Source organism: Marivibrio halodurans (assembly GCF_017963645.1).
Classification (GTDB): Bacteria; Pseudomonadota; Alphaproteobacteria; order UBA8366; family Aestuariispiraceae; genus Marivibrio; species Marivibrio halodurans.
Genome location: NZ_JAGMWN010000011.1, coordinates 39,266 through 55,618 on the forward strand (window position 1 = coordinate 39,266; position 16,353 = coordinate 55,618).

Sequence of the window (16,353 nt, forward strand, 5' to 3'; positions counted from 1 at the left end):
CCTCCCGGCCACCTCGCGGGGAAGGATTGCGGATAAATTGGCTTGGCCACAAGCGCCCTTATTGACAAATCCATGGGACCATTTATCGACTGTCCGATACGCTTGTTCCACTCCGAGGGTCCCGCCCATGCCCCGCCGCGTCGCCGATGCCGCCCTGCTTCCGATCGCGCTCGACCGCGCGGAGGCCGTGCCGCTGCATCGCCAACTCTATGACCAGATGCGCGATCTGATCCTGGCCGGGCGCCTGGGCGCGGGCGCGCGTCTGCCGTCGACCCGCACGCTGGCGCGCGAGCTCGGCGTCTCCCGCAACACGGTGACCGGCGCCTTCGACCAGTTGCTGGCGGAAGGCTACGTCGTCGGCCGGGTGGGGGCGGGCTCCTATGTCTCCGACGAGCTGCCGGAGGAGGCGCTCTCCGCCCGCACGGCCCGCCCGCCGGAGGGGTTGAGCGAACGGCCGCGCCTGCGAGGGCTCTCCAACCGGGGCATGCGGCTGGCGGGCCTGCGCAAGGCCGGCGGCGGCGTGCGCAGCGCGGCCTTCACGCCGGGGCTGCCGGACCTCGACGCCTTTCCCTTCGATGTTTGGTCGCGCCTGATGAGCAAGGCGTGGCGCCGGCCGCCGCGCGACCTGCTCGCCAATGCGGAGCCGGCGGGCTATCTGCCGCTGCGCCGGGCGATCGCCACATATCTGCGCGCGGTGCGCGGTGTGCGCTGCGAGGCCGATCAGGTGATCGTCGTCTCCGGCGCGCAGCAGGCGATCGGGTTGGCGGCCCATGTCCTGATGGATGAGGGCGATCCCGCGCTGATCGAGGAGCCGGGCTATGCCGGCGTGCGCGGTGCGCTGACCGCCGCCGGCGCGCGTCAGGTGCCCGTGCCCGTCGACGCGGAAGGCATGGATATCGCCTGGGCCGAGCGGGAGGCGCCGGACGCGAAGCTCGCCTGCGTCGCGCCCTCGCTGCAATATCCGCTGGGTATCACCATGACGCTCGCCCGGCGGCTGAAACTGCTGGATTGGGCGCAGCGGCGCGACGGCTGGATATTGGAGGATGATTACGACAGCGAGTATCGCTATGCCGGGCGGCCGCTGGCGGCCCTTCAGGGGCTCGATCGCGATGGGCGGGTGGTCTATGTCGGCACCTTCTCCAAGGTGATGTTCCCCAGCCTGCGGATCGGCTATCTGGTGGTGCCGGCGGATTTGACCGACCCCTTCCGGTTCGCGCGCACGGCGCTCGACGATCACCCCTCCACCGCGGCGCAACCGGCGCTCGCCGCCTTCATGGAGGAAGGGCATTTCGCCGCCCATGTCCGGCGCATGCGCAAGCGGTACAAGGACCGCCAGGACGCCCTTTTGGAGGCCGCCCAGGTCCGCCTTGCCGGGGCCTTCGAGATCGAACCGGCGGAGGCCGGCATGCATCTGGTGGCGCGCATGACGACGACGCTGACGGCGCGCATGGACGACCGCACGGCGCGGCGCCGGGCGGCGGAGGCGGGCATCAACGTCTCCGCGCTCTCCTCCTTCTATGCCGATGGGTTCGGTCGTCAGGGCCTGTTGCTCGGCTATGCCGCCGTGCCGGAGGCGGAGATGCCGGCGGCGGTGGCGCGGTTGGCCGGGGCGCTGGGCCTGTAGCGCACAGGGCATCGTCCTTCCAGCCACCCGGTATTTGTGGTCCGCCAAGCAGATGACCACCATATCTAGAGTGAAAAAGAGAAAAATCGTTAGTAATCAATAGTTTTCTTGCAATTCTTAAGGAAACGCTCAAGAATTTCCAAGGATTCGATGGTGGAGAGCTGTGTCGAATCCACGGTTTTGGAGAGAACCGAAGGCCGACGTCCAGAAAGGCGGCGGAGGCCCTGTCGCCGGCAGAAACGCCGGGTGCGAGAGGGAGAGGGGCGATGACGAACGACGAGAAGCCGGCCGGTGGTGGCGCGGCGGGCGGGTCCAATGTGACGGCGCTGAACGGTGCCGCGCGCGGCGGCGACGAGCAGGGCGCGCGCAAGGCGTTGCAGCATCTTACGGTCGAGGATCTCTCGACCCCCGCCTATCTGGTCAATCACAAGTTCCAGATCGAATGGGCGAACGACCACGCGTTGGCGGGGATTTTCGCGCGGCCGGACGGGCTGCCGCGCGCGATCGACGATTCCAGCCTGTTCAGCCTGTTGTTGTCGAGTTCGGTGGTGCGCAAGGCGGATGGCCTCCCGGAACTCCTAAAGTTTCATCTCGCGATCGCCAAGAAACGTGCCTCCAAGACCTATCTGTTCCTCAGCAATCCCGATCTCGGCCCCCGGGAATCGGAACTGATGGGCCAGCTCTACGATCGGGTGGAGCCGATCGGCGCGCACCGCATGACGAGCGAGGTGGAGGTCAATCTCGCGCCGCGCGGCGAGGAACCGCGCTGGCATAAGCTTTACGCCACCTTCTTCCGCGAGGGTATCTTCTTCACCGTCGCCCCCGACGACCGGGAGCAGGAGAGCTTCCTGACCTGGCTCGCCCGGCGCGACGTGGTGATCCGCGATCTGCTGCGCGTGCGCCGCCCCTATGTGACGCCGTTGGCGGTGCTGGTCGCGGACCTGCAAAGCTCCATGCGCATCTGCGCGGAACTGCCGCCGGAACAGTATTTCGAGCTCATCAACTCGATCTGGACCACGATGCAGCCCTATCTACGGAAATATTTCGCGACCTACGGCAAGCATGCGGGCGACGGCATGCTCTATTACTTCCTGCCGCAGCCGGATTCCGATTATCTCGTCAACGCGATCTGCTGCGCCTTCGAGATGCAGAACGCCATGCGTCAGGTGAACCGGGACTGGCAACGCAAGAAGAACTGGACCAAGACGCTGCATCTCAATATCGGCCTGGACCAGGGCGAGGAATGGTTCGGCACCTTCGAGGGGCCGACCTTCATCGAGTTCACCGCGCTGGGCGACAGTATCAACCGCGCCGCGCGGTTGAGCGATTTTTGCAGCGACGGCGCCATCTGGGCGACAAAATCCATGCTGAGCCGGTTGAGCGAGGAAGACCGCGCGCGCGTGCGCTACGGCATCCGCCAGACCCTGGCGAACGGCACGGAGGCCGTGGTGCCGGAGATGTATTCGCGCATCGGCAACCTGATCGATCTGGACGATCCGAAGTATCACAAGCTGGGCGATATCTCGACGCTGGCGGCGACCGAACTGTTCGATATCGAGGGGATGGAGCGCGACTGACGCGCGTCGGTCACCCGGGGAAGAGCGCGGCGCAGGCCCGGGCCAGAGCCCTTGGCGTCTCGCCCGACCCGGGCCGAAGGATAAGCCGATAGGTCAGGGACGGCAGCGGCGGCAACCCCCAGTCGGCCGGCGGCGTTACGAAGCGCGCGCCCGCCCAGCGCCGGGTGCGCGCCGTGACGGCGAGCCCCGCGCCGAGCGCCGCCTCCAGCCCGGCGAGCCCCTGGCTCTCCACCGCGACGCGCCACGCCACGGCCCGCGCCTGAAGCGCCGCCAGCGCGGCCGTGCGGTAATCGCAAGGCGGCGGCAGCAGGGCCATCGGCAGAACTTCGGGCCGCGCCCCTTCCGCGATATCCGGGGCGGCGAGCCATTCCATGGGCAATCGCGTCTCCCCCGTCACCTCCGCCTCCGTTACCGGCCCCGGCGTGATGGCGACATCGAGGGCGCCGTCGTCGCGCAGGCGGTTCAGATAGGCGCTGGTTCCAACATGAAGGACGAGGCGCGCGCCCGGATGCGCGGTGGAAAAGCCGCGCAGGCAGTCCTCCAGCCGGGTATCCGCGAAATCGTGCGATATGCCGAGGGCCACCCTTTCCTCCGCCCGCTCTCCCCGCAACCGGGAGAGCGCGGCCTCATGCGCTTGCAGGATCGACCGGGCCTCGGCCCGCAGAACCTCGCCCAGCGGGGTCAAGGCGAGGGTCCGGCCCGTGCGTTCGAGGATGGGGCCGCCCGCCGCCTCTTCCAGAAGCTTCATCTGCGCCGTCAGCGCGGCCGGGGACCGGCCGACGGCCTGGGCGGCGCGCAACAGGGTGCCGCCCTCGCAGAAGGCGAGGAAACTGCGCAGATGATCCGGGTCGAGTGAACGCATGGCGAAGAATAATTCGATAAATCTGAATATAATAGTCAAAACAATTGGATTTTTCTTTTTTATGGGTAGGGCATGATCGCGGAAACCACGGCATATGGAGGTTCCGCCATGCCCATTCTCACGCTCGTCACCAGCACGCCCCTTTCGCCCGATGCCAAGGCGTCGATCGCCCGCGACCTCGTCGCGATCACGGCGGAGACGCTGGCCAAGGAGCCGGCGGTCACGGTCGTCTCGATCGATGACGGCCGGTCGATGCATGTCGGGCCCGCCGGTTCTCCAGGTGGCGGGGCGCGCGACGAAACGGGCGCGCTTTTCGCGCTCTCCATCCGCGTGACCCAGGGCACCAATACCAAGCGTCAGACGGCGGCGTTCCAGGCGGCCGCCCACGCGGCGTTGGTGGCGGCGCTCTCCGCCGGGACGGGGCCGAACTATGTCAGCGTCGATGAGGTGCCGGCGGCCAATTGGGGGTTCGGCGGCGTCACGCAGGAGGCGCGGGCGCATGGTTGTTCCTGACGGGAACGAGTGTAAGCCGCCGCGAAGGGTTTCATCGCGCGCGAAGCCGCACTAGAAAGCGGGCTTCGCCTTCCGGTACAGGGTCGGTTTCCGCATGCTCGCTCAACTCTTCGCCGTCATCGCGCCCGTCTTCTTCACGGCGCTGGTCGGATTCACCTGGATCAAATCCGGCCGCGGCTTCGACACCGACAAGCTGACGCCGCTGATCACCTCGGTCGGGACGCCGTGTCTCGTCGTTTCGACCCTGCTGAAGGCGGATATCTCGCTCGACCATCTGGCGCGCATGGCGGGGGCGGGGGCGCTCGCGCATCTCGCGGCGCTCGTCGTCGGCTTCGTGTTGTTGAAGGCGATCGGGCGTTCGGTTTCCGCCTTCCTGCCGGCGCTGTCCTTCCCGAACACGGGCAATATGGGGCTGCCGCTGTGCCTTTTCGCCTTCGGGGAACAGGGGCTGGCGCTCGCCATCGGTTATTTCGTGGTCTCCGCCGTCGGCCAGTTCACGCTGGGCTATGCGATCGCGGCCGGCACGGTCGATATCCGCCGGCTGGCGCGCACCCCGATTCTCTGGGCGGTCGCGGTCGCGCTGGTGCTGATGGCGGTGGACGCGGATATCCCGCTTTGGGCGGCGAACACGATCCAGCTTATCGGCCAGTTCACGATCCCGCTGATGCTGATGACGCTGGGCGCGTCGCTGGCGCGGCTGTCGGTGCGGCGGCTCGGCCTGCCGGCGGCGCTCTCGGTCCTGCGTCTCGTGGGCGGGGCGGCGCTCGGCCTCGCGATCGCCTCGATCATGGGGCTGGAAGGCGCGGCGCGCGGCGTGGTCGTGTTGCAGACGGCGATGCCGGTGGCGGTCTTCAACTATCTCTTCGCGCAACTGCACGACAATCAGCCGGAGGAGGTGGCGGGCCTCGTCGTGATCTCCACCGCGCTCAGCGTCGTCACGCTGCCGCTGCTGCTGGCCTATCTGCTCTAGGTCCGGGGGCTAGGCTTCCAGTTCGGTATCCCAGTAGAGATAGTCGCGCCAGCTTTCATGCAGGAAGTTGGGTGGGAAGCCCCGGCCGTTCTCCTGAAGCTCGAAGGTCGAGGGTTCCTTCGGTACGCGCAGCAACGGCATGGTCGCCTGCCGGGGCGTTCGCCCCCCCTTGCGCAGATTGCACGGTCCGCAGGCGGAGACGACGTTCTCCCACGTCGTGCGGCCGCCCTGGCTGCGCGGAATGACATGGTCGAAGGTCAGATCCTGGGCGTGGAACGGATCGCCGCAATATTGGCAGAGCAGCCGGTCGCGCAGGAAGACGTTGAAGCGCGTGAAGGCGGGGCGCTTGGCCGGCTGGATATATTCCTTGAGGGAAATGACGCTCGGCAGCTTGATCTCGAAGGAGGGGCTGTGAACCGCGCGGTCATATTCGCTGATGACGTTGACCCGGTCGCCGACGACGGCCTTGATCGCCTCCTGCCAGGACCAGACGGACAGCGGAAAATAGCTGAGCGGACGGAAGTCCGCGTTGAGCACAAGGGCCGGACAGTCACTCAGACTCATCTGCATCGCGTCGCGTGCTCTCCCTGCTGTCCCCTTGGAGCGTGCCGTGGCGGGATGTTTCCCCGGAGGCTCCTGAAGGGCTCGACCCTCGGGACAGAAGCGGCCGGTCGGGGCCGTCCGCCTCCGGTTGAGGGCAGGATCGAGGATAACTCTAGACCGATCCGAATCCAGCCACAATATTTTGTGGGGCGGGCCGGAAAAATATCATGACCTTGTAACCGGCGGGGTTTCACCCCGATCTTTCGCGGCAGCCATACGCGATTGTCGTGACGCGCGCATGACAGGCGCGTCCTACTGCGGCGCCCCGCGATAATAGTGCCACAGGAAGACGGAGCCCGCGCTGCGATAGGGGCTCCAGGGGGCGACCAGTTCCCGCGCCTCCCGGCCCTTGGGGCGGTGGGGCAGGCCTTTCAGGCGGCGCAGACCTTCCTGCAGCGCCATGTCGTCGGCCGGAAAGATGTCCGGCCGGTGCAGCGCGAACATGGCATAGACCTCCGCCGACCAGCGGCCGAATCCGCGCAGCGCGCTGATCGTGGCGATGACCGCGTCGTCGTCCATGGCGGGCAGGTCGGCGAGCGGCAGGCGCCCGTCGCGCACGGCCTCCGCCACGCCCCGGCAATATTCGACCTTCCGCACGGAGAGGCCGGCGGCGCGCAGCCGTTCCCCCTCCAGGGCGAGCAGGGCGTCGGGCGTCACCCCGTCCGGCATCAGGGCCTCCACCCGGGCGTTGATGGCGGCCGCCGCCTCCTTCGAGATCTGCTGCGAGACGACGGCGTCGATCAGCGGCTTGAAGCCGTGTTCCTTCACGCGCGGCGCCGGATAGCCGACCCGGGCGAGGCCCGCCGCGACATCCGGGTCCATTCCGGCAAGCGCGTCGAGCGCGCGGTCGAGGGAGGCTTGATCGCGCATTGTCATCCGCCGCCGTTATTCGCCGCCGTCCGCGGGCTTGTCGAAGACCATCACCCGGCTGAGGAAGGCCCGCTCGGTTCCGGCATGGACGAGGCCCAGGTCGGTCAGGACGCGCACCAGATCGTCGCGGATATAGTCGGCGTAATAGGGTTCGTGGAAGGCGATGGGAAAGCGGTCCAACAGCGCGTCATAGGGGCCGTGATCGCCCAGTTGGATCGAATCCACGATGACCAGCCGCCCGCCGGGCGCCAGGACCCGCGCCATCTCCGCCGCCACGGCGCGGCGGACCTTTCGGGGCAGTTCGTGGAAGAGATAGACGGAGGTGACGAGATCCACCCCGCCGGAGGCCGCCGGCAAGCGCTCCGCCAGCCCCTGGGTCAGCGCGATATCCGGGAAGCGCCGCAGGACACGCCGCGCGCGCCGCAGATAGGCGTCGCTGAGGTCCAGACCCGTGACCGAGAGCCCCGGATGGGTGCGTTTCAGGTCATGGAGGAATCGCGCCGTCCCGCAGGCGACATCCAGGTGCCGGCGCCCTTCCGCCCCGCCATGGGCGCGAAGCCAGTCGCCGATCGGCACCAGCGCCTGACGGCGCATCGCGTCCGCCCCGCCGGTGAACAGCACCTCCACCTGATGGTCGTAACGCGCGGCCGAGGCGTCGGAGAGCCAGCCGTCGCTTTGATAATGGAAATTCTGCAGGTAATAGCGCGGATAGCGTTCGCGTGTTCGCGCGTCGAACACCTCGCTGTTCGTGCCGAGGCGCCGGCGCAGATTGACCGCCGGCAGATCGCGCAGGAAGTCCAGCGCCTTGGCCACCGCGCGGCCCGGCGGCGGCATCATGTCGGTCGGCGGCGGATAATAGCCGTCCTCCACGTTGCGCCAGTCCCGGCGGAACAGTTGGAAGAGGTCGGCGCGGATCGTGTCCCATCCGGGCAGGCTGCCCGGCCGTACCGGCGGTGCGCCGTGCATCGGCGGCGCCAGCTTGTTGGCGAGGATATATTGCCCGCCATACCAGGCCGCGCGCGCCGATTGGCCGAGGCCGTAGCCGAGGCCCCGCACGGTGCGCGCGAAGCCGGGCGGCGGGCGTGGAACTCGGGGCGGGTGCGGAGTGTCCTTCATGGGGTAAGAGTGGCGCGGCCGCGGCCGCTCGACAAGCCGGAGCGCTTCCGTTATCTGGGCGGCCAATCGACGCGGAAGCCGCCTTCCGCGCGGCATGAGAAGAGGAGACAGCCCCCATGTTCAAGACGATCGACGATATCGCGCTGTCCGGGCGTACCGCGCTCGTGCGCGCGGACCTGAACGTGCCGCTGCGCGAAGGCAAGGTGACCGACCGGACCCGGATCACGCGCCTGAAGCCGACCGTCGACGATCTGATCGCGAAGGGGGCGAAGGTCGTGTTGCTGTCCCATTTCGCGCGGCCGAAGGGCGAGCGCGTGCCGGAAATGTCGCTGAAGCCGCTGGTGGAGGATCTGGCGGACGAATTCGGCCGCCCGGTACGCTTCGCGGAGGATTGCATCGGCGGCCCGGCCGAGCGCGCGATTCGCGCGGCCGGCCCGGACGAGATCGTGCTGCTGGAGAATCTGCGCTTCCACCCGGGGGAGGAAGCGAACGATCCCGATTTCGCCCGCGCGCTGGCCGCGCTCGGCGGGGTCTATGTCAACGACGCCTTTTCTGCCGCGCACCGCGCCCATGCCTCGACGGAGCGGATCGCCCATCTGATGCCGGCCATCGCCGGGCGCAACATGCAGGCGGAGCTGGAGGCGCTGACGGCGGCGTTGGAGGACCCGAAGCGCCCGGTCGCGGCCATCGTCGGCGGCGCCAAGGTCTCCACCAAGCTGGACGTGCTGGAGAACCTGATCGAGAAGACCGATCTGCTGATCATCGGGGGCGGCATGGCCAACACCTTCCTTCATGCCGAGGGGGTCGCCATCGGCAAGAGCCTGTGCGAGCCCGATCTGGCCGTGACGGCGCGCCGCATCCTGACCAAGGCGCGCGAGCGGGGGTGCGAGATCGCGCTGCCCCATGATGCCGAGGTCGCGATCGAGTTCGCGGCCAACGTCCCGCACCACACGGTCGCGATCGACGCGGTCGACACGGACATGATGATCCTGGATATCGGCCCGGCGACCACGGACGCGCTGGCCGCGAAGCTGGCCGATTGCCGCACCCTGATCTGGAACGGCCCGATGGGCGCGTTCGAGGTGCCGCCCTTCGACCGGGGGACGGTCCAGCTCGCCCGCAAGGCGGCGGAACTGACGGACAGCGGCGCGCTCATCTCCGTCGCCGGCGGCGGCGATACCGTCGCCGCCCTTGCCGTGGCCGGGGTTACCGACCACTTCACCTATGTATCGACGGCCGGCGGCGCCTTCCTGGAATGGATGGAGGGACGCACCCTTCCCGGGGTCGCCGCGCTGGAACGGGGCTGAAGGGGCGCGGCCGCATCCACCGCGCCGGCCTTCGCCGCCCCTGTCCTCCTCCGAAGTCGGAGTGGGGATGGAATAGGGAGAGGCGCGCATGTGGCCGAAGGGTAGGATCGCGGCAGGGGTCGCCACAGGGATCGTCACCGTCCTCGGAGTTGTCGCCGGGGCCGTTCCACGGGCCGATGCGATGGAGCGGCCGGGCGAGCGCTTTCGCGTCGAGGCGGCCGATCTGCCGGAACCCTATGCCACGCAATCGGTGGCGAATTCCGTCAATACGGTGCGCCGTCCGGAGACTTTCGAATTGCTCGTGCCGGAGGGGTTCGAGGCGACGCTCTTTGCCGACGATCTCTCCCATCCGCGCAATCTGGTCGTGACGGGGGACGGATCGGTCTATCTCGCCCAGTCGCGCGCGGGCGTCATCGCGCGCCTTCGCGACAGCGACGGCGACGGTCGGGCCGACCGGCGCGAGACGCTGCTCGACGATTTCGCGCGGCCGCACGGGCTGGCCCTGCATGACGGGTTTCTCTATTTCGCCGATCTGGAGGCCGTCTGGCGCGCGACGATCCGTGACGACGGGACCCTCGCCGAGGCGGAACGCCTGACGGAGCCCGGGGCGCTCGGTCCCGGCTCGGGCCATTGGACGCGCAATATCGCGATCGCGCCGGATGCCTCCGCGCTTTTCGTGGCGATCGGCAGTCGCGGCAATATCGCGGAGGAGCCCGAGCCGCGCGCGACGATCCAGCGTTTCGCCATGAAGGCGGACGGCACGCTCGGCGCGCGATCGACCCATGCGACCGGGCTGCGCAATCCGGTGGGGACGGCCTTTCATCCGGAAACCGGCGATCTCTATACCGTCGTCAATGAACGCGACGGCATGGGTGACGGGCTGGTGCCCGATTATCTGACCCGGGTCGAGGAAGGGGCCTTCTATGGATGGCCCTATGCCTATGCGGGCGGCCTGCCGCAGCCGGATTATGCCGAGGACCGCCCGGATCTGGTCGAGGCCACGGTCATGCCCGATATGTTGATCCAGTCGCATTCCGCGCCGATCGGCCTCGCCTTCCTCGACGGCGCGGATGTGCCGGCGGATTGGCGCGACGATGCGTTGATCGCGTTGCGTGGCTCCTGGAACGCGGCGATTCCGAGGGGGTACAAGGTGGTGCGCGCGGTCTTCGAGGATGGCACGCCGACCGGCGACTACGTCAATTTCGCCACCGGCTTCCGCCTCGACGACCCGGACGAGGCGCCGAACGGCCCGGCCGATGTCTGGGGGCGGCCGACGGGGGTCGCGGTGATGCCCGACGGCTCCATCCTGATCAGCGACGATACCGGCGGCACGATCTGGCGCGTCACCCGGCGATAGGCCGCCGGCCCCGCCCCGTGGTGCGGATCCAATGCCGGGGGCTCAGAACCGTTCGGAAAGCCAGATCGCCAGCTTCGAGGCGCGTTTGATCGCGCCGTAGAGGACGGGATAGGCCGGCGCCCCCTCCGCCCCGTGCTCAAGGCCGATATCGCGATGTTCGAGCTCCTCCTGGCGGAAGCGCTCGATCGTGTCCTTCAATTCCGCCTCGCTCTCCGGCAGGGCGTCGTGCTGCTGGCGGTAGTGGTCGTCGATCGTCTCCTCGATCGCGACGGTGCAGGCCATGGCCGCCTTCTCTCCCATCATCGCGGTCCCGGCGCCCAGCGCGTAGCCCGCCCAGTGCCAGAAGGGGGTCAGGATCGTCGGCCGCACGCGCCGCGCGGTCAGGATCGCGTTGAAGCTGTCGAGATGATGCTGCTCCTGCTCCTGCATGTGGCGCAGGATATCGCCGCGCGGCCCCTTGCCCAGCACGCTGATCTGGCCGGCATAGATGCGCTGGGCCCCGAATTCCCCCGCCTGATCGACCCGGATCATGGCGGCGATGTCGTCTTTCGCCCGCCCGCGCGCGTCCCCCCGCACGCCCCCCCGCACGCCGGGGTCGCCCGGCAGGTATTTCGGCCCCGCGTTGTCCGGGCCGGGGCGCGCGTCGACTGCCTTCTTGGTCCGTTCCGTCATGTCCTTGACGTCCGTCATTCTAGCGGGCGGTCCGGTTCCTCATTCACGCGCGGTGGCGGCCGGCGTGGCGCATCGCCGCGAACAGCAGCAGCGCGCCGCCCAACGATATCAGGAAATTATAGCCCGCCATGGATATGCCGAACAGGGACCAGGGCACATCGTCGCACCGTGGCGGCGGCGGGCCCTTGAGCGCCTCGTTCAATCCGCCGAGGCTCGTCGGCAGATTGTCGCCGGTGCATCCGGCGGGGCCGGGCCAGAGACCGTATTCCACGCCCGCGTGATAGCCCGCGATCCCGGCCCCCGCCAACAGCGTCAGCACCCCGAGCCCCAGCGCCACGCTGGCCAGAACGGGCGCCCGCCGGCCCAGGATAGCCAGACAGCCGAGGCCGAGCGCGACCCACCAGGGAACGCGCTGATAAAGACAGAGCGCGCAGGGCTTCAGCCCCATCGCATGCTCGAAGAAATTGGCCACGCCCAGCACCGCGACCGCCGCGACGGCGAGGATGAGGCCGAGCCGGCCCGGCCGTTCGATCCAGGGGGAAAGCATCGTCATAGCGCCAGTTTAAGCACGGCGAACCCGCCGACCAAGAGGATGAAGAAGAGGGCGGTCATCAGGCCGAAGCGTTCCTCGATCACGCGCCGGATCGGCGGGCCGAATTTCCACAGCAGGGCCGCCACCGCGAAGAACCGCAGGCCCCGCCCGACGATTGAGGCGCCCGTGAAGGCCAGCGGATCGAGCGCCAGCGCGCCCGAGACGATGGTGATGATCTTATAGGGAACGGGCGTCAGCCCGCCGCCGAAGACGATCCACCAGCCATATTCATGATACTGCTCGGCCACCGCCGCGACGGCGTCCTGGGCGGCATAGAATTCGACCAGCGGCTGGCCGACCAGATCGTACAGGAAGAAGCCGATGCCGTATCCCGCCAGCCCGCCGAGCACGGAGGCGGCGAGACAGACGGCGGCATAGTGGAAGGCGCGGTCCGGCCGCGCGATCACCATCGGGATCAGCATGACATCCGGCGGGATCGGGAAGAAGGAACTCTCCGCGAAGGAAACGGCGGCGAGCCACCAGACCGCGCGCGGATCGGCGGCTTTCTCCATGGTCCAGTCATAGAGGCGGCGAAGGGGTTTCAGCATGGGCGCGATCGGTGATGTCGTTGCGAAGGGGCGGCGATGCCGGGCGATTGTCCGGGCCGTTATATCGGCCCGGAACGCGTGGCGAAAGCGCGACGGCGCCCCCGGATCGGCGGTGGCCGGGCCATGGGGCGGCCACCGCCTTGCCCTCGTCCGCGCTTTGGCGTAACCCTTCGGCCCAAGCTTTGGCTCACCGGCGCCGAAGGGGACGCGTTCGCCGCGCTCCGGGCGCCTTGGGAAGGGGGTCTCTGACCATCATGGCACGGAATAAGATCGCGCTTGTCGGCGCGGGCAATATCGGGGGCACGCTGGCGCTGCTGGCCGGCCTCAAGGAACTGGGCGACGTGGTTTTGTTCGACATCGTCGACGGCGTTCCGCAGGGCAAGGCGCTGGATATCGCGGAGGCCTCGCCCGTCGAAGGCTTCGACGCCAAGCTCGCCGGCGCCAGCGACTATTCGGCGATCAAGGACGCGGACGTCGTCATCGTCACCGCCGGCGTGCCGCGCAAGCCGGGCATGAGCCGCGACGACCTGATCGGCATCAACTCCAAGGTGATGAAGGCGGTCGGCGCCGGCATCAAGGAGAACTGCCCGAACGCCTTCGTGATCTGCATCACCAATCCGCTCGACGTCATGGTCGGCGCGTTGCAGCGTGCCTCGGGCCTGAAGCCGGAGAAGATCGTCGGCATGGCGGGCGTGCTCGACAGCGCGCGTTTCCGTTATTTCCTGGCCGAGGAGTTCGGCGTCTCGGTCGAGGACGTGACGGCCTTCGTGCTCGGCGGGCACGGCGACAGCATGGTGCCGCTGACCCGCTATTCCACGGTCGCCGGCATTCCGGTGCCCGACATGATCAAGATGGGCTGGTCGACGCAGGAGAAGATCGACGAGATCGTCCAGCGCACCCGCGACGGCGGCGCGGAGATCGTCAATCTGCTGAAGACCGGCTCGGCCTTCTACGCGCCGGCCTCCTCGGCGATCGTGATGGCGGAGAGCTATCTCAAGGACAAGAAGCGCGTCCTGCCGGCGGCGGCCTATTGCGACAAGGAATACGGCCTCGGCGGTCTTTATGTCGGTGTGCCGGTCGTGATCGGCGAGGGTGGCGTCGAGCGCGTCGTCGAGATCCAGATGACCGACGACGAGCGCGCGATGTTCGATACCTCCGTCGGCCATGTGAAGACGCTGAACGAGGCGCTCGCCAAGGTCGAGGCCGAGCAGGCGGACGAGGGATAGGCCGGGGCCCCGGCCGCGCGGGCGTGCCGGTCCGTCCGGTTCCGATCCGGCCTTCCGGGCCGACAGGGATCGCGCGGAACGGCGCGTGCCGTGTTGAACGCCGGGGGCAGGCTGTTAAAGTGCCGGTGGCATGAGGGGACGGCGCCCCACCCTCGGGGCGTCATGCCCACGACACCAGGGCGGCGATAGGATCGCCGCGGGGCGCAAATGGTGGGCTCGGGCCGTGGCGCGCGAAGGCGCGGCGCGGTCCCGCCCGGACGGAGAAGCGACACGGGCTGGCGAGGCTGGGTTGCGAGACCGGGGCGATCGGCGGACAAGCGTGCCGGCGGCTCCGTTCCAATCGCCCGCCAAGTAGGACAACCCCAAGCAGGACAACCGAGGGCGAGAAGGCATCCATGAATATCCATGAATATCAGGCGAAGGAACTGCTTCGCCGCTTCGGCGTGGCCGTGCCGGACGGCAAGGTCGCCTACACGGCCGAGGAGGCGGTGCAGGCCGCCAACGACCTCGGCGGGCCGATCTGGGTGGTGAAATCCCAGATCCACGCGGGCGGCCGCGGCGCCGGCCGCTTCGCGAACGATCCCGACGGCAAGGGCGGCGTGCGCGTCTCCAAGTCGATCGAGGAGGTGCGCGAGAACGCCAAGGCGATGCTCGGCCAGACGCTGGTGACCAAGCAGACCGGCGCCGACGGCAAGGAGGTCAAGCGCCTCTATGTCGAGGACGGCTGCGACATCAAGCGCGAGCTCTACCTCTCCATGCTGATCGACCGGTCGACCAGCCGGGTGACGATCATGGCCTCCTCCGAGGGTGGCATGGAGATCGAGGAAGTCGCCGAGGAAAGCCCGGAGAAGATCTGCAAGGTCTCGATCGACCCGGCCAGCGGCATCTCCGGCTTCCATTGCCGGCGCATCGCCTTCTTCCTCGGCCTGGAAGGCCCGCAGATCAAGAGCTGCACCAAGTTCCTGATGTCGATGTACAAGGCCTTCCTGGAACTCGACGTCAGCCTGGTGGAGATCAACCCGCTGGTCGTCACCGGCACGGGCGAGGTGATCGCCCTCGACGCCAAGATGAACTTCGACGACAACGCGCTCTTCCGTCACTCCGACGTCGCCGACATGCGCGACGTGGACGAGGAGGACCCGAGCGAGATCGAGGCCTCGAAGCACGAGCTCAATTATATCAAGCTCGACGGCCAGATCGGTTGCATGGTGAACGGCGCGGGCCTCGCCATGGCGACCATGGACATCATCAAGCTGAAGGGCGGCAGCCCCGCCAACTTCCTCGATGTCGGCGGCGGCGCCACGAAGGAGCGGGTGACCGCCGCCTTCAAGATCATCCTCTCCGACGAGAACGTCGAGGGCATCCTGGTGAACATCTTCGGCGGCATCATGCGCTGCGACGTGATCGCCGAGGGCGTCGTCGCGGCCAGCCGGGAAGTGAACCTGGACGTGCCGCTCGTCGTGCGCCTGGAAGGCACGAATGTCGAGCAGGGCAAGAAGATCATGAAGGAAAGCGGTCTGCCGATCATTCCGGCGGACAATCTCGCGGACGCGGCCGAGAAAGTGGTCGCCGCGGTCAAGGAGGCGAAGTAATGGCGGTTCTGATCGACGCGAACACGAAGGTCATCTGCCAGGGCTTCACCGGCGCGCAGGGGACCTTCCACTCCGAGCAGGCGATCGCCTACGGCACCAAGATGGTCGGCGGCGTGACCCCCGGCAAGGGCGGCGGCAGCCATCTCGATCTGCCGATCTTCGACACGGTCGCCGAGGCGAAGGATCGCACCGACGCCGATGCCAGCGTGATCTACGTCCCGCCGCCCTTCGCGGCCGACGCGATCCTGGAGGCGGTCGACGCGGAAATCCCGCTGATCGTGTGCATCACCGAGGGCATTCCGGTGCTCGACATGGTGAAGGTGAAGCGCGCGCTCACCGGCTCCAAGAGCCGGCTGATCGGCCCGAACTGCCCGGGCGTCATCACGCCGGATGCCTGTAAGATCGGCATCATGCCGGGCCATATCCACAATCGCGGCAAGATCGGCGTGGTCTCGCGCTCCGGCACGCTGACCTACGAGGCGGTGGCGCAGACCAGCGCGGCGGGCCTCGGCCAATCGACCTGCATCGGCATCGGCGGCGACCCGGTCAACGGCACGAACTTCATCGATTGCCTGGAGATGTTCCTGGCCGATGACGAGACCGAGGGCATCGTGATGATCGGCGAGATCGGCGGCACGGCCGAGGAGGAAGCGGCCGAGTTCGTGAAGAGCAACAAGGTGAAGAAGCCCATGGTCGGCTTCATCGCCGGCGTGACGGCGCCTCCCGGCAAGCGCATGGGGCATGCGGGCGCCATCATCTCCGGTGGCCAGGGCACGGCCGAGAGCAAGCAGGACGCCATGCGGTCGGCCGGAATCCGGGTGGCGGACAGCCCGTCCGAACTCGGCTCCACCATGGTGGAGGCCTTGAAGGGCTGAGGGCGGTCGGGTGCCGGGGCGGGCCCGTCGCGACGGGGGCCGCCCCGGC

16 protein-coding genes are annotated in these 16,353 nt (G+C 68.1%); 9 read left to right on the top strand and 7 right to left on the bottom strand.

What is annotated here, in order from left to right:
- The first annotated feature begins 127 nt into the window (after nt 1–127).
- Nucleotides 128–1,624 (top strand): MocR-like pyridoxine biosynthesis transcription factor PdxR, encoded by a 1,497-nt coding sequence (pdxR, locus tag KAJ83_RS17295; RefSeq protein ID WP_210683366.1) that lies wholly within the window; start codon nt 128–130, stop codon nt 1,622–1,624.
- Between the two features lie 266 nt (nt 1,625–1,890).
- Nucleotides 1,891–3,201: an adenylate/guanylate cyclase domain-containing protein gene (locus KAJ83_RS17300; RefSeq protein ID WP_210683367.1), complete on the top strand. Its 1,311-nt coding sequence runs from the start codon at nt 1,891–1,893 to the stop codon at nt 3,199–3,201.
- Between the two features lie 10 nt (nt 3,202–3,211).
- Here KAJ83_RS17300 and KAJ83_RS17305 read toward each other — a convergent pair whose 3' ends face one another.
- Complete coding sequence (locus tag KAJ83_RS17305; protein WP_210683368.1) at nt 3,212–4,063, bottom strand: LysR family transcriptional regulator; 852 nt, start codon at nt 4,061–4,063, stop codon at nt 3,212–3,214.
- Between the two features lie 108 nt (nt 4,064–4,171).
- Between KAJ83_RS17305 and KAJ83_RS17310 the strand changes: the two genes are divergently transcribed.
- Together KAJ83_RS17310 and KAJ83_RS17315 are read left to right on the top strand one after the other, a co-directional pair.
- Entirely contained in the window at nt 4,172–4,576 is a 405-nt protein-coding gene (locus KAJ83_RS17310) for a tautomerase family protein (protein ID WP_210683369.1), read from the top strand.
- Nucleotides 4,577–4,670: 94 nt separating this feature from the next.
- The gene (locus KAJ83_RS17315) at nt 4,671–5,546 is read left to right on the top strand and encodes an AEC family transporter (protein ID WP_210683370.1); all 876 of its coding nucleotides are present in this window, start codon (nt 4,671–4,673) and stop codon (nt 5,544–5,546) included.
- 9 nt (nt 5,547–5,555) lie between these two features.
- Here KAJ83_RS17315 and KAJ83_RS17320 read toward each other — a convergent pair whose 3' ends face one another.
- The 3 genes from KAJ83_RS17320 to KAJ83_RS17330 form a co-directional block, all read right to left on the bottom strand.
- A complete protein-coding gene (locus KAJ83_RS17320) occupies nt 5,556–6,116 on the bottom strand; it encodes an HNH endonuclease (RefSeq protein WP_210683371.1) in 561 nt (186 codons plus the stop codon).
- A gap of 285 nt (nt 6,117–6,401) precedes the next feature.
- Nucleotides 6,402–7,019, bottom strand: a complete 618-nt coding sequence (locus KAJ83_RS17325) for a DNA-3-methyladenine glycosylase family protein (protein WP_210683372.1) — start codon at nt 7,017–7,019, stop codon at nt 6,402–6,404.
- 15 nt (nt 7,020–7,034) lie between these two features.
- Nucleotides 7,035–8,135: a class I SAM-dependent methyltransferase gene (locus KAJ83_RS17330; protein ID WP_210683373.1), complete on the bottom strand. Its 1,101-nt coding sequence runs from the start codon at nt 8,133–8,135 to the stop codon at nt 7,035–7,037.
- A 116-nt stretch (nt 8,136–8,251) separates the two neighbouring features.
- Between KAJ83_RS17330 and KAJ83_RS17335 the strand changes: the two genes are divergently transcribed.
- Together KAJ83_RS17335 and KAJ83_RS17340 are read left to right on the top strand one after the other, a co-directional pair.
- Nucleotides 8,252–9,442 (top strand): phosphoglycerate kinase, encoded by a 1,191-nt coding sequence (locus tag KAJ83_RS17335; protein WP_210683374.1) that lies wholly within the window; start codon nt 8,252–8,254, stop codon nt 9,440–9,442.
- Between the two features lie 88 nt (nt 9,443–9,530).
- Nucleotides 9,531–10,799, top strand: a complete 1,269-nt coding sequence (locus KAJ83_RS17340) for a PQQ-dependent sugar dehydrogenase (RefSeq protein WP_210683375.1) — start codon at nt 9,531–9,533, stop codon at nt 10,797–10,799.
- Between the two features lie 42 nt (nt 10,800–10,841).
- On the opposite strand, the gene KAJ83_RS17345 is transcribed toward KAJ83_RS17340, so the two are convergent.
- The 3 genes from KAJ83_RS17345 to KAJ83_RS17355 are packed head-to-tail and all read right to left on the bottom strand — an operon-like array spanning nt 10,842 to nt 12,611.
- Nucleotides 10,842–11,489, bottom strand: a complete 648-nt coding sequence (locus tag KAJ83_RS17345; RefSeq protein ID WP_379786743.1) for a demethoxyubiquinone hydroxylase family protein — start codon at nt 11,487–11,489, stop codon at nt 10,842–10,844.
- A gap of 25 nt (nt 11,490–11,514) precedes the next feature.
- Nucleotides 11,515–12,018 (bottom strand): disulfide bond formation protein B, encoded by a 504-nt coding sequence (locus KAJ83_RS17350; protein WP_210683376.1) that lies wholly within the window; start codon nt 12,016–12,018, stop codon nt 11,515–11,517.
- Between the two features lie 2 nt (nt 12,019–12,020).
- Nucleotides 12,021–12,611 carry a YqaA family protein gene (locus tag KAJ83_RS17355; RefSeq protein ID WP_210683377.1) on the bottom strand — a complete coding sequence of 197 codons (591 nt, stop codon included), beginning with the start codon at nt 12,609–12,611 and terminating at the stop codon, nt 12,021–12,023.
- Nucleotides 12,612–12,865: 254 nt separating this feature from the next.
- Between KAJ83_RS17355 and mdh the strand changes: the two genes are divergently transcribed.
- The 3 genes from mdh to sucD all read left to right on the top strand — a co-directional run bounded on the left by mdh (nt 12,866) and on the right by sucD (nt 16,304).
- Nucleotides 12,866–13,837, top strand: coding sequence for a malate dehydrogenase (gene mdh / locus KAJ83_RS17360; protein WP_210683378.1), 972 nt, complete (start codon nt 12,866–12,868; stop codon nt 13,835–13,837).
- A 395-nt stretch (nt 13,838–14,232) separates the two neighbouring features.
- Entirely contained in the window at nt 14,233–15,429 is a 1,197-nt protein-coding gene (gene sucC, locus KAJ83_RS17365) for an ADP-forming succinate--CoA ligase subunit beta (RefSeq protein ID WP_210683379.1), read from the top strand.
- Nucleotides 15,429–16,304, top strand: coding sequence for a succinate--CoA ligase subunit alpha (gene sucD, locus KAJ83_RS17370; RefSeq protein WP_210683380.1), 876 nt, complete (start codon nt 15,429–15,431; stop codon nt 16,302–16,304). The genes sucC and sucD overlap by 1 nt, the downstream gene beginning before the upstream one ends.
- Nucleotides 16,305–16,353 lie beyond the last annotated feature (49 nt).